At 63.9% G+C, this 12,745-nt stretch carries 15 protein-coding genes and 1 pseudogene; 8 read left to right on the top strand and 8 right to left on the bottom strand.

Annotation, left to right across the window (positions count from 1 at the left end; translation table 11 throughout):
- Positions 1 to 246 precede the first annotated feature (246 nt).
- Entirely contained in the window at positions 247 to 522 is a 276-nt protein-coding gene (locus tag H8A95_RS14330) for a YiaA/YiaB family inner membrane protein (RefSeq protein ID WP_229183718.1), read from the bottom strand.
- A gap of 55 nt (positions 523 to 577) precedes the next feature.
- Positions 578 to 1,273, bottom strand: a complete 696-nt coding sequence (locus H8A95_RS14325) for a PspA/IM30 family protein (RefSeq protein WP_163157747.1) — start codon at positions 1,271 to 1,273, stop codon at positions 578 to 580.
- A 112-nt stretch (positions 1,274 to 1,385) separates the two neighbouring features.
- Here H8A95_RS14325 and H8A95_RS14320 point away from each other — a divergent pair, with 112 nt between their 5' ends.
- From H8A95_RS14320 to H8A95_RS14310, 3 genes are all read left to right on the top strand, one after another.
- A complete protein-coding gene (locus H8A95_RS14320) occupies positions 1,386 to 1,994 on the top strand; it encodes a TetR/AcrR family transcriptional regulator (protein ID WP_229183717.1) in 609 nt (202 codons plus the stop codon).
- A gap of 251 nt (positions 1,995 to 2,245) precedes the next feature.
- Positions 2,246 to 2,455, top strand: a complete 210-nt coding sequence (locus H8A95_RS14315) for a cold-shock protein (RefSeq protein ID WP_229167217.1) — start codon at positions 2,246 to 2,248, stop codon at positions 2,453 to 2,455.
- Positions 2,456 to 2,687: 232 nt separating this feature from the next.
- Entirely contained in the window at positions 2,688 to 3,821 is a 1,134-nt protein-coding gene (locus H8A95_RS14310) for an acyl-CoA desaturase (RefSeq protein ID WP_229183741.1), read from the top strand.
- Positions 3,822 to 3,847: 26 nt separating this feature from the next.
- Here H8A95_RS14310 and H8A95_RS14305 read toward each other — a convergent pair whose 3' ends face one another.
- Entirely contained in the window at positions 3,848 to 4,216 is a 369-nt protein-coding gene (locus H8A95_RS14305; protein WP_229183716.1) for a cupin domain-containing protein, read from the bottom strand.
- 196 nt (positions 4,217 to 4,412) lie between these two features.
- Here H8A95_RS14305 and H8A95_RS14300 point away from each other — a divergent pair, with 196 nt between their 5' ends.
- Entirely contained in the window at positions 4,413 to 4,811 is a 399-nt protein-coding gene (locus tag H8A95_RS14300) for a hypothetical protein (protein WP_229183715.1), read from the top strand.
- A 44-nt stretch (positions 4,812 to 4,855) separates the two neighbouring features.
- Here the strand turns inward: H8A95_RS14300 and H8A95_RS14295 are convergent.
- The 4 genes and pseudogenes from H8A95_RS14295 to H8A95_RS14280 form a co-directional block, all read right to left on the bottom strand.
- A pseudogene (locus tag H8A95_RS14295) lies at positions 4,856 to 5,679 on the bottom strand (amino acid kinase family protein).
- Positions 5,680 to 5,693: 14 nt separating this feature from the next.
- Entirely contained in the window at positions 5,694 to 6,506 is an 813-nt protein-coding gene (locus tag H8A95_RS14290; RefSeq protein ID WP_229183714.1) for an amino acid kinase family protein, read from the bottom strand.
- 131 nt (positions 6,507 to 6,637) lie between these two features.
- Entirely contained in the window at positions 6,638 to 7,942 is a 1,305-nt protein-coding gene (locus H8A95_RS14285; protein WP_229183713.1) for a sensor histidine kinase, read from the bottom strand.
- Positions 7,939 to 8,601, bottom strand: coding sequence for a response regulator transcription factor (locus H8A95_RS14280; protein WP_229183712.1), 663 nt, complete (start codon positions 8,599 to 8,601; stop codon positions 7,939 to 7,941). Before H8A95_RS14280 ends, H8A95_RS14285 begins: the two co-directional genes overlap by 4 nt.
- A gap of 266 nt (positions 8,602 to 8,867) precedes the next feature.
- Between H8A95_RS14280 and H8A95_RS14275 the strand changes: the two genes are divergently transcribed.
- From H8A95_RS14275 to H8A95_RS14265, 3 genes are all read left to right on the top strand, one after another.
- Positions 8,868 to 9,623, top strand: coding sequence for a COG4705 family protein (locus H8A95_RS14275; protein WP_229183740.1), 756 nt, complete (start codon positions 8,868 to 8,870; stop codon positions 9,621 to 9,623).
- A 58-nt stretch (positions 9,624 to 9,681) separates the two neighbouring features.
- Positions 9,682 to 10,080 carry a hypothetical protein gene (locus tag H8A95_RS14270; protein WP_229183711.1) on the top strand — a complete coding sequence of 133 codons (399 nt, stop codon included), beginning with the start codon at positions 9,682 to 9,684 and terminating at the stop codon, positions 10,078 to 10,080.
- A 73-nt stretch (positions 10,081 to 10,153) separates the two neighbouring features.
- Entirely contained in the window at positions 10,154 to 10,921 is a 768-nt protein-coding gene (locus H8A95_RS14265) for a COG4705 family protein (RefSeq protein ID WP_229183710.1), read from the top strand.
- Positions 10,922 to 10,988: 67 nt separating this feature from the next.
- Here the strand turns inward: H8A95_RS14265 and H8A95_RS14260 are convergent, their stop codons facing one another.
- Entirely contained in the window at positions 10,989 to 11,966 is a 978-nt protein-coding gene (locus tag H8A95_RS14260; protein WP_229183709.1) for a zinc-dependent alcohol dehydrogenase family protein, read from the bottom strand.
- A gap of 125 nt (positions 11,967 to 12,091) precedes the next feature.
- Here H8A95_RS14260 and H8A95_RS14255 point away from each other — a divergent pair, with 125 nt between their 5' ends.
- On the top strand, positions 12,092 to 12,667 hold the full coding sequence (locus tag H8A95_RS14255) for a TetR/AcrR family transcriptional regulator (protein ID WP_229183708.1): 576 nt from the start codon (positions 12,092 to 12,094) through the stop codon (positions 12,665 to 12,667).
- Positions 12,668 to 12,745 lie beyond the last annotated feature (78 nt).

Raw genomic sequence — 12,745 nt, 5'->3', positions numbered from 1 at the left:
TTCTCTGTCCCTCGGGCGCGATCTCTGCACTCCGGCCTGTTAAGGAGCCATGAGCGCAACCTGACGCTGTTCGCCGCAGGGTAAACAAGGCCTTCCGGAAACGGAACAAAGTTGGTCGTAAGGCGGAGCCTATCCGCCGTCATTGCGAGCGGAGCGAAGCAATCCATCCTTCCGCAGATGCGGGCCGATGGATTGCTTCGTCGCTAAGTGCTCCTCGCAATGACGCGGAGGGAATTGGGCTCCGGCTCAACCCGCCTTGGAGACTTCCATCAGCAGTCGCTCGGCCTTGGCATCCTCGATGCGGTTGACGAACTTGCCGCTCTCGTAATTGTCGCGCACCGTCTTGGTCAGCGTGACGCAGGTCTGCACCAGCATCACGATGCCCATCGTCAGATAGCCCTTCATCCAGAGGTCGATCGGCAGGAAGAACACGCCGACACCGACGAGGAAAGCGGAAGCTGCAAACGACGCGTAAGTGAAGGTCACCCAGCTGCTGCTGTGGGGTTGGATGGTCTGGTTCATGGTCGTCTCCTTGATGATGTGTGTTTGAAGTCGGCTTGGTTTCAGGCTCGAGGTGTCAGGCTGCGTTCGGGCGCTTGGCTTTCAGCCGCGCCAGCACGTCGTCGGCGGTCGATTTCATGCGCGGACCAAAACCCTGTTCCGCAAGTTTCTCGGCGGTGGCGAGCGGGCCCGAGGCGGTGTCGATCTCGAACAGCGCGTCATCCGCCGCCTGGATCTCCATCTGCCGCTCGCGCAGCCGCTTCAGCGTCGCTTCCGCTTCCGGCAGCGTCGATTCGTAGGGGCGCGCCGCCTCGATGCCGCTCCGGCGCAGCGAACGCACCGCTTCCGAGGCACGGGCGAGGCGGCGGCCGCGATCGAGCTCGGCAATGCGCGCCTCGGCATTGGCGACGTGGCGCTTCAGCCGGGTGATCTCGGTGGCGAACAGCGTGCGCGCGGTCATCGCGGCGTCGCGTTCGGCCTCGAGATTGGCGATCGCCTGCGCGGCTTCGCGGGCGAGGTCTTCGCGGCCGCCCTCGAGCGCCGCGGACGCACGCACCTCGAGATCGGCGATCCGGGCGTTGGTGGCCTCGAGCCGCCGGCCCTCTTGTGCGTCGCCGGCGATGGCGAGCGCGAGGGTCCGCTTCGAGCGGTCGACGGCGGCGGCCGCATCGCGCATCTGCTGGTCGAGGACGACCAGCGCCGTCCGGTCTTGCAGTTCTTCCTCCGCTGCCGCAACGCTGCCGCGGAAAATCGTCAAAACAGTTTTGAACATTTGATCGCTCCCTGCTATGAGCATCGCTCATGACTCTCTTGTACCACATAATGAGCATTGCTCAAGTATTATTTGAGCGACGCTCAAGAATGCCGTTAATGACCGGTGAAACATGTCCAAAGCATTGGAACGACGTGCAAAACTGCGCGAAGCGCTGATCGAGGCGGCGGAACGGGCGATTGCGGCAAAGGGTCTCGGCGGCCTGAAAACCCGCGAACTGGCCCAGGAAATCGGTGTCGCCAATGGCGGCGTCTACAATCTGGTCGAGGATGTCGATGAGCTGATCCTGCGGGTCGGCTCGCGCACGCTGGCCCGGCTGGATGCCTCGCTGTCGCTGGCCGAGATCGGCGCCGCGGCGGCGCCGCGCGAGATGCTGGTGCGGATCGCGGTCGCCTATTGCGACTTCGCCGCCGACAATCTCGAACTGTGGCGCGCGCTGTTCGAGCATCGCATGCAGCCCGGCAAGCCGGTGCCGGAATGGGCCATCACCGAGCAGATGGAATTGTTCCGCCACATCTACAAACCGCTCGCCGCGTTGTTTCAGCAGCGTTCACCGGCGCAGCTCGGCGTCACCGCGCGCAGCCTGTTCTCCGCCGTGCACGGCATGGTGGCGCTCGGGCTGGAGCACAAGCTGATCGCGGTGCCGATCGGCGCGCTGCGCAGCGAGATCTCGACCTTGACGCGCGCGATGGTCGACGGCCTGACGGCGAAGAAGGAATAGGGCGCCTGGCCCCAAACCGGCGATGCCGTTGGCTCAGGGGACGTCGCGGTCGAGGTCAGAAAGGGGGAAAAGCCACTTGCGGAATGGCCGAACCGTAGCTATTTACCTCGGATCGAGTTTCGGCCGAACGACTTGGCCTCGCCGCTGATAGCGTGCCTGACTGACGACCCTCACCCCCTGAACTTCGAATTAGCCTGCTGCGCCCTCGGGTGCGGCTCCAAACACGCATCTATACTAAAGGACGATGTTCCATGAGCTTGGGAACTGTGAAGTGGTTTAACGGCCAGAAGGGTTTCGGCTTCATTCAGCCGGACGACGGCGGCCAAGACGTTTTCGTTCATATCAGCGCCGTCGAACGCGCCGGCATGAGCACCCTCAACGAGGGTCAGAAGGTGTCTTTTGAAATCGTTGCAGACCGCCGGACCGGCAAATCTGCTGCGGACAATCTGCGCGCGGTGTAAGCTGCGACAATCGGCCATGCTGCTTTGACCACGGATGAACTGGCAAAGCCTCTGGTTACGCGACCCCGCGACTGGTCACCCGGCCGCGGGGTTCTCTTTATCAACACCGCGCGTGATGCCCGCCAGGACCAGGACTTGAACCGTCTGCCGGCGAAGCGGCCTGCGCATCGAAGCAGCTGAGGTCGCGAGAGTGTCCACCAATATCGATCCAGCTCCGCAGCACGACGACATCATGTACCCGCAGGTCCTCCCGTTCGTGCTGGTCCATTTGGCGTGTCTGGCGGCGATCTGGTCGGGCGTCTCATGGCCGGCGATTGCAATTTGCGTCGCGCTGTACTGGCTGCGCATGTTTGCGGTCACGGCCGGCTATCATCGGTACTTCTCGCATCGGGCTTATTCAACAAGCCGGACGTTTCAATTCATCCTTGCATTCCTTGCCCAAAGCAGCGCCCAGAAAAGCATCCTTTGGTGGGCCGCGAAACATCGGCACCACCATCTTCATTCGGATACCAAGCACGATGTGCATTCGCCGGGTCATAAGGGCTTCGTGTACAGTCATCTCGGCTGGATCTTTTATCGACAGCACGATGCAACGGATCTGACGAAGGTTTCGGACTTTGCCGCGTATCCGGAGTTGATGTGGCTCCATAAATTCGAGGTTTTGCCGGCGGTCGTGGTCGCAGCTCTGTGCTTCCTCGTTGCCGGATGGCCTGGGCTGGTGGTCGGTTTCTTCTGGAGCACCGTGCTGCTGTATCATGCAACGTTTTGCATCAACTCCCTCGCGCATGTTCACGGACGCAAGCGCTACGTTACGGGCGATGACTCCCGCAACAATTGGCTGCTGGCTCTGTTTACGATGGGTGAGGGTTGGCACAACAATCATCACGCCTATCAGAGCAGCGCGCGGCAAGGCTTCCGCTGGTGGGAGATCGATGCGACCTATTATGTTCTGTTGGCCTTGTCCTGGTTCGGTATCGTCTGGGATCTGAAGGCGCCGCCCGCGCAGGTTCTCCGCAATGAGCAGCGCTTGGGATCGCGTGTGATCAAGCGAACGGCTGAGCAGCTCGCCGGCCGTTTCAACCCCGAACACATTGCGCAGGCGATCAAATCGTCGGTGCACGAGACCGGGTTGTCGGTGCGGGAAGCGCTTGCTCTGTTGCAGCATCGTGCCGATCTGCATCTGCCCAGCATCCCGACGCGTGAGCGGTTGCTGGCGGAAGCCCAGGCCATGTTCGCGAAGACGAGTTCGTTGGACGACATCGTCGACCGTGCACATGAACTCCTGGTGGAATCGGTTTGCATGCTCCTGGCCGTTCCGCCTGCACTGGCCGGCGCAAACGCAAAACCTCAAGTGAATAAAAGGTAGTATTTTACTTCCGATCTTCCCGAGCCTTACGGCTCCATCGTGTAGGCGCGCCCGGGTTCGAGCGCGTAGATGGTCAGGAAGCGCAGCGGCCGGTCCGGGTCGCAGTTGCGAAACAGCGTATGCGGAACGTCAGGGCGATCCTGCAAGGTCTCGCCTGCCCGGTATTGTCGCGGAGCCTCGTCGCCGTAAGCAGACTCGGCAACACCTTCAACAATGAAGATCACACCGCCGACCGGATGCCGATGCAGCGGTGCGACGCCGCCGGGCGGATAAGTCACCTCGGCAACGACGAGCTCGCGATGATCGCCGGGCAGCGCGAGACGCTCGAGGGTCTTGCGCGAGACGCCGGCAAAGCCCGCTTGCGGCGCGTTTCGACCGTCGTTGCTTTCAGCCATTGGAACCCCCTCTTGTCACGCGAACGATTTGTGTCCCGATCAGATCGCGGTGCGGTGATGATGGTGACGCTTCAACCGCGCAACAAGACGCTGAGGTTATTTCAACACGCGTCACACAGGTGAGGCGAAGCCCTTGCCACCCCTGCTCCCACGTTGCAGGATTCCTGCGCCGAAAACCCTCAGCAGTGGGCCTTGCATGAAAACGAGTATCGTCACGACGCGGTTGTCGAGCGTCGCCGCCCTGGCGCTCATCCTTGCAGTATCAGGTGTCACGCCGGCGTTGTCGGCGCAGGCCGTGCCGGAGTGCTCGATGTCGGTGACATTGGCGGATTGGGGCGAGAATTCGACCGGCGATATCGACGTCGCCTCAGGCGAGAGCTGCCAGATCCCGGTCGGGATCCGCGGCACGGTGACGGACTCGTCGATCTCGCAGAAGCCGTCCTACGGCAAGCTGAAGAAGATCAACGCGACGACCTTCGAATACAGGGCGAAGGCCAAGTACAAGGGCAGCGATACGTTTGCCATCAAGGCGACAGGTAAGGGGCCGAAGGCGTCCGGCACCTCGGTCATCACGGTGCACGCGACGATCAAGTAAACGTCGCGCGCCGAACGAACGCGGCGCGCGACGATTGAATCGAGCTAGGCCGGCCGTGCGCCGGTGCGGATGATCGACCCGACATGCCGGCCGCGTAGCGCCGCGGTGAGCCGGCCGGGAACGAGGCCGTTCACGACCTGCACACGCTCGATATGCCGCGCATTGGCCATCACCTCGAGCAGAGCGGGATCGAACGGCAGCGTGCCCTTCAGCTTGGCGAGGTCGGCGAAGCTCGTCTCGCGCAGCAGCTGCGCCTTCTTTCCGTCGGGACCATTGGGATCGTCGGTGTAGACGCCGTCGACATCTTCCACGATGGTGAGGCCGGCCGCGCCGAGTGCATCGGCAATCAGGAACGCGCCGGTGTCGGCCCGATGCATCGGGATGCGCGAGTTCGGAAACTCGTGATGGTGATAGGGCGGAAACGCGCTGCCGACCACCGCGCGAGATGCGGAGAGATGGATCGCGAGCTGGCTGGCGATGGTCGGATGCTCGATATAGGACACGCCCTCCGGCGCGAGCAGACAGCCGAGAATATGACCGTTCTGCCCGGCCTCGCTGGCCGCGAGCGGCTGGAGCGAACCGACCGGCAGTCCGAGATCGAGGCCGACGCTGTAGAGATGGCGGGCGCGGATGCCGGCGCCGGTCAGGATCAGCATGCGGTGCTCGGGCAGCAGCGAACGCAGCTCAGCGACGATCGGCAGGATCGCCGCATGGCCGCGATCCATGATGGAGCGGCCGCCGATCTTGATCACCTGCACCCAGGGCAGCAGGGCAATCGGACGTCGCCGGCGACGGGACGGGTGAGATCGCTGTCGAGCAGGGTCTGGCGCGCGAGCGGCGAAGCGACGTGCTTGATGGTGTCATCCATGGTCGTGTCTCTGCTCAGTTCGCGGTGATGATGGTGCCGACATGCTCGCCCGCGAGCGCGCGGGTGAGATTGCCGGGGACGAGGCCATTGATGACCTGCACCTGGCGGACATGCCGCGCGCTGGCGAGCAGATCCAGCACCGGGAATTCCAGGATCGAATCCTGCAATCCCTTTGCCTTCATCTCGGCGACCGAGATCTTGGGAATGAAGGTCGCGCCCTTCGAGGTCTTCGGGTTCGCGGTGTAGAGGCCGTTCTCGTCCTTCACATAGATCATCGCCTTGCAGCCGAACTGCTCGGCGACCAGGAAGCATCCGGCGTCGGTGCGATAAGGCGGGATCATCCCCTCGGGCGCGGGCCGCATCCACAGACCGTATGGCGGCATGCCGCTGAAGATCACGGCGTTGACCTCGGCGAGATAAAGCGGCACGGCCGACAGTCCGGCGCCGCTGACCGCGGAGATGCCATGCTTGGCGAGCAGCTGGCCCAGCATCACGGCATTCTGATCGGCGACCGAGGCGCCGAGCTGCGAGAGCACGCCGGCCGGCAGCCGAAGCCCGGCCGCGATCGAATAGAGATGCCGGGCGCGGGTGCCCGCGCCGGTCCCGATCAGCAGCTTGTGCGCCTTGCGGGCCGCGACGATCTCGTCGACCAGCGGATAGACCGCGGCGCGGCCACGATCGATCACGCTCTGCCCGCCGATCTTGATCACCGTGGCATCCGGCAGGATGCGGAAGTCCGATGCCGCCTCCGCCGTCGCCAGAAGCTGCGGATCGGTCAGCGACCGCTGCATCAGGAGCGCTTCAAGCTCCGCCGTCGTGTTTGCCATGAGAAATGTTCCTTATCCGATGCGCCTGGCATCGCTTCCGGACTGCACTGGTAGCGGCAAGCCGGGCGGGTCTCAAGATGCAATGGCAATGATGCCGCGCGCCTGCCGCGGATTTTGCCCGCTGCCCGACCTCATCGATCGGCCGCCGGCAGCCTGACGGTCACGCGCAAGCCCGAGCGTCCGGCGCCGGCCACATTTTCGAACAGGATCGAACCTGCGGCATGATCGACGATTCGCTTCACGATCGAGAGCCCGAGCCCGGCCCCCTCTCCGCTCCGCTCACCGCCGCGAAAGAACGGCTCAGATACCCGTGCCAAATCCTGCGGCGGAATCCCCGGTCCGGTGTCCTCGATCTGGATGACGCTCATTCCATCCTCGCGATAGATGCCGAGATCGACCGCCCCTCCGTTCGGCGTGAACTTGATTGCGTTCTCGACCAGGTTCCGGATCGCCGACATCAGGGACAGCGGATCACCGTTCACCGCGACCGCTTCGACCACGGCAAAACCGAGATCGATGTTGCGCGCTGAGGCCTCCGGTAACAAATCTGCGACAACGCCCTTTGCGATCTTGTCCAGCTCCACGCGTGCGCTCGCGGTGGACGGCGCGGCGTCCTGACGCGCGAGCGCAAGAAGTTGCTCGAGCAGATGCTTCGTCCTCCGCATGCCGCTCTTCAGCGCATCCAGCCGGTCACGCGTCTCCGCCGGCATGTCGAGGGACGCGAGATTTTCCGCTTGCAGGCTGAGCGCGGTGACCGGCGTTCGAAGTTCGTGGGCAGCGTCGGCGATGAAACGCCGTTGCTGGTCCATCATGACGCGCATCCGTCCCAGCAGCCCGTTGATCGAGTCAAGAAACGGCTGAAGCTCGCTTGGCGCGCCCGTCACCGGCAATTCGCCGATGTCGTCCACCCTGCTGGCGTCGAGATCGCCGGCGAGGTGCAACATCGGCCGGAACGATCGCGCGATCACGAATGCAGTCATCAACAGCAGGCACGGCACCAGCGCTGCGATCGGCAGCAGCGTGCGCACCGCCATGTCGCCTGCAATTTCCGTACGGATCTCGGTGCGCTGCGTCACCGCAAAGCGGCTGGCGTCCGGCCGGGTGCGAAGCAGCACGCGTACCGGCTGCCCGTGATAGACATCATTGTGCAGCCCATCCTTCAGTCCCCAGAGCCGGCGATCGTCGGCGGAGCCGCGTGGCGCCTCGCCCAGCTCGACAACGGCAACCTCGGCTTCCGCGTCGACGCCGGTGACAGGCCGGCTTTGTCTGATCGAGGCGCTCATCGCGAAGCTGCCGATCTGGATCAGGACAGAGTCCTGCGTCTCGATCGCTTCGCTGTAGGCCCATCTGTACGCCAGCATTCCGCCGACGGCGCCGGTCAACAGGATGATCGCGGTCAATCCGACGAACAGGCGTCCACGCAACGATCTCATCATCGCGAACGATCCACCATCCACCCGACGCCCCGCACGTTCCTGATCGCCGTGGCGCCGAGTTTTCTGCGCACTGCGTGGATCAGGAACTCGACCGCGTTGCTCTCGACCTCTTCGCGCCAGCCGTAGATCTGGCGTTCGAGCTCGGCACGGGACAGGATCGTCCCCGGCCGGTTCAGCAGCGCCTGAAGCAGGGCGAACTCGCGTGCGCTGAGGAGCGCTTTTTCCTTGCAGAAAGTGGCTTCCCGCGTCGCCGGGTCGAGTTGCAGCTCGCCGTTGGTCAGGACCGGCGGCGCTCCACTGCCCTCGCGTCGCAGCACCGCGCGCATACGCGCCAGCAACTCCGCGATCTCGAACGGCTTGACCAGGTAGTCGTCGGCGCCGAGATCGAGTCCCCGGATGCGATCGTTCAGCGCATCGCGCGCGGTGAGAATGATCACGGGAAGGCGCGAGGAGCCCTCCCGGATCGCCTTGAGGACGTCGAGACCGTCCGTCAACGGCAGTCCGAGATCGAGCAGCGCGATGTCGTAGGTCTCGCTGCGGCTGGCTTCGATGGCGAGGTCGCCGTCGCGCACCCAGTCGACCGCATAGGCGGCATCCCTCAGCGCCTCGACGACGGCGGCACCGATCATCCTGTCGTCCTCAACCAAGAGCACCCGCATCGCCCGGCAATCCATCCCGATCCGCGCCAGAGGTATGCCCGGCGAAAACTGCGTCGCAGCGATAAACCCCGCGACGCCAGCGCGATCATATCAGCTTCGACTTAGCCGCGGCTTAGGGCTTTCTGCGTCCAAATCGCGGCCGGTCCGGCCGCCTAAGGCGGGGCTAAGTCACGCAGTGCACGCTCGCTTTCGAACCCGGCGAAACCGCCGACCACATCAAAGCGGAGCTTCACACCGTGCAGGATATCAGACGCATCGGCCACTGCATGCTGAACAAGGTCCCCGAAGTCACCCTCGTCTTCTGGCTGATCAAGATCATGTCGACCACGGTCGGCGAGACCGGCGCCGATTATCTTGCCGTTCATGTCGGCCTCGGAACAAGCGTAACCGGGCTGCTGATGGCCGCTCTGCTGGCGGCGGTGCTCGTCATCCAGCTGCGGATGGACCGGTACGTGCCGTGGATCTACTGGCTGACGGTCGTGCTCGTCAGCATCGTCGGGACGCAGATTACCGATGCGCTGACCGACAAGCTTGAAATCAGCCTCTACGTCAGCACGGCCGCCTTCGCGATCGCCCTGGCGGCAACCTTCGCGATCTGGTTCGCGGTCGAACGGACGCTGTCGATCCACAGCATCGTGACCACCCGGCGCGAATTGTTCTACTGGGCGGCGATCCTCTTCACATTCGCGCTCGGCACGGCGGCGGGCGACCTTGCGACCGAAGCACTGGGCCTCGGCTTCAACGTCGGAGTGGTCGCCTTCGCGGCACTGATCGCGGCGATCGCGGCAGCCTACGCGCTCGGCGCCAATGCGGTGTTGACGTTCTGGCTCGCCTACATCCTGACACGCCCGCTCGGCGCGTCGCTCGGCGACCTGCTGTCCCAGTCCCGCGAATATGGCGGCGTCGGCCTCGGCACGATCTACACCAGCCTCGCCTTCCTGACGGTGATCGTCGCACTGGTCGCCTGGCTGTCGTTCGAGGGCGACACGGACAGAACGCGCAAGGCATCGCCCGGCGCATGAATTCGACGTGCGTCCGGACGGGCGACGATCGGACCACCCCCACAAGAGGAGAACCACGATGAACAAGACGACACTCGGACTTGCGACAGCGCTTCTTGCGTTCGCTGTTGTCCAACCGCTCCCCGATGCCAGCGGACGCCTGCTGCTACTGCCGCGCGCGCACGCAGCCGCCTCCAGGCTCGGCGACCTGACGCCATTTCGCAGCATCGCCGCCGACGTCGCTGAAATGGTCGACAAGGGTGACCTCGCCGGCGCCAAGACGCGGATCAAGGATCTCGAGACCAGATGGGACGAAGCGGAAGCCGGCTTGAAGCCGCGCGCCGCTGCGGACTGGCACACGGTCGACAAGGCAATCGATCGTGCGCTCGAGGCCGTGCGTGAGACCAATCCGGATGCCGCCAAATGCAAGAAGGCACTCACCGAGTTGTTGTCGATCATGGACCAGATGAAGGCCTGATCTCCCCGTCCATCGTCCGACCACCCGCCGGCGGCATCGTCCGCCGGCGACGCCTCCTGGAGTGACGAACCTCATGCAAATGCTGCACGTCGATGCCACCGATGACCGCGCGGGCAAGGTTCCCGCCGTTACGCTCGGCTTCTGGGTCATCAAGATCCTGGCCACGACGCTGGGCGAGACCGGCGGCGACGCCGTCACGATGTCGATGAATCTCGGCTATCTCGTCGGCACCGCGATCTTCGCCGTCATCTTCGCAATTGCCGTTGCGGCACAGATGGCGGCGAGGCGCTTTCATCCGCTGCTCTACTGGACTGTGATCATCGCGACCACGACCGTCGGCACGACCTTTGCCGATTTCGTCGACCGCTCGCTCGGAATCGGATATCTCGGCGGCTCATCGCTGCTCGCCGGACTGCTGGTTGCGTCGCTCGCCGCATGGCATCGCACCATGGGAACGGTCTCGATCGCATCGATCGACAACAAGGCGGCGGAGACCTTCTACTGGGTCACGATCCTGTTCTCGCAGACGCTTGGCACCGCGCTCGGCGACTGGATGGCCGACTCCACCGGCCTCGGCTATGGCGGCGGCGCCATCGTGTTCGCCGCCGGCATCGCCATCGTTGCTGCCGCCTATCTCTGGACCCGGGTGTCGCACACGGTGCTGTTCTGGATTGCCTTCGTCCTGACCAGGCCGCTCGGCGCCACCGTCGGCGATTTCCTCGACAAGCCGCTCGATCACGGCGGCCTTGCTCTCAGCCGCTACACGGCATCGGTCGCGCTTGCCGTTGCGATCGCCGCCCTGGTCTTCATCCTGCCGCAGCGGGCCGGGGAGCACGCTTGAGCAACACGCCCCTCCGGCTCGGGACACAGAACCGGCGCGCGCCTCGGCAAGGCGCGCGAATTCCCGATCAGGCCTGGTTCGGCGTGAAGATGACCTTGCCCTTGAACGCCGACGCCTGCGCGATCGCCTGCGAAAAATCTTCCAGGCGGTAGGTCCCGACGACCGGCGCGCTGATTGCGCCGGAGGCAACCATCGGCACGAGATGGTCGTACATTGTCGCCAACGTTTCACCGGTCGCGGTCTTGCCCCAATGGCCGAGCCAGAAGCCGCGCACCGACACCTCGTTGAAGATCACACTCAAGGCCGAGCCGGAGAACGGCTGGCCGCTCATCGCACTGTAGATGACGAGCACGGCTTTGGCCGCCAGGCAGTTCATCAAGTTCAGCGTCGAGGCGCCGCCGACAACGTCCAGCGCCAACAGGATCGGCGATCCGCCGGTCTCCTTGGCGACGCGTTTGGCGAGATCGGGCCCATCCACCAAAACGATATCGCCGCCGGCCGACTTGACCTCGTCAACGACATCCTCGCGCCGGACCACGTTGACCGTCTTCAACCCCAGCGACTTCGCAACGGCGATCACCGCCCGCGCGGTCGCGGAATTGGCGCCGTTCTGGATCACCCAGCCGCCGCGCGGCACCTTCACGAAATCGGTCAGCAACAGATAGGCCGTGGCCGGGTTGACCCCGATCATGGACAACTGCTTGATATCGGCAACTTCGGGCAGCGGCCGCTGCCATGATGCCGTGAACCTGACGCGTTCGGTCCAGGTCGGGACCGTGAACGGAATCAAGGTGCGGTCACCCACCTTCAGATTCGTCACCTGCGATCCCGCGGCGATCACCCGTCCGACGCCCTCGATTCCGAGCGTCGCCGGCGGCGTTGGCAGATAGCCGTAGCGTCCGGCCATGATCATGAAGTCCGAGTTGTTGATCGGTGCGGCCTCGACCGCGACCACCACCTCGTTAGGCCCGGGGCTGCCCGTGTCGGGCACCTCGTTCAGCTTCACCGCCGGACGTCCGAATGCGACAACCTGAACCGCCTTCATGGCATCATCTCCCGATTTCATTATGTACTTGTAAGTACAGAATACAGCTTGCGTCAATGGTCCGGAACGACTTCACAGCAAGGTGAAGGCTTCACATCCGACGCAGGAGTACATAAAACACCAGCATGGCAAGACCGCGCAGCTTCGATCCGGACGACGTTCTGGAGATCGCCCGTCAGGTGTTCTGGCGGAAGGGTTTTCAGGCGACTTCGCTCGACGAGATCACGGCGGCGAGCGGTATCGCGAAGCCCAGCCTGTACGCGGCTTTCGGCGACAAGAACGCGCTGTTCCTGAAAGTGCTGGACCGCTATCACGATGGCATTCTGGGCTGGGCCGAGCGGACCCTGGCGCAGCCGGGGCCGGCCCGCGAGACGATCAGGCAGTGGCTCACCGGTTTCATCCCGTATTGCTCGGGCGAGAAGGGACAGCACGGCTGCCTGTCGATCAATTCCGCGACCGACGGCTCGCTCGACCAGGCCGAGGTCCGCAGGAGCATCGAGCGCTATAACCGGCGCCTCGAAGAGCTGCTGCGCGCGCGCCTGCGAGCCGATCGTGCCGAGTTCAGGAAGGGATTTGACCCGGACATCACCGCACACACGATCATGGTGGTGCATGCGGGGCTGCTCGCGCTTGCGCACCAAAGGCCGGATTCGAAGCAGGTGAAGGCCGTGATCGACCAGGTCATGGGCCTGCTTGCCTGAGCTTGGCCTTCCGACCGGGCTCCGCGTCCTCTCATGAATGTGATTATATGATAATAATCATCTTATTGATGAACTGAA

Origin of the sequence: Bradyrhizobium oropedii (genome assembly GCF_020889685.1) — a bacterium.
Taxonomy (GTDB): Bacteria; Pseudomonadota; Alphaproteobacteria; order Rhizobiales; family Xanthobacteraceae; genus Bradyrhizobium; species Bradyrhizobium oropedii.
The sequence above is the reverse complement of the archived record's forward strand: the minus strand, read 5'-3'. Positions and strand labels throughout refer to the sequence as shown.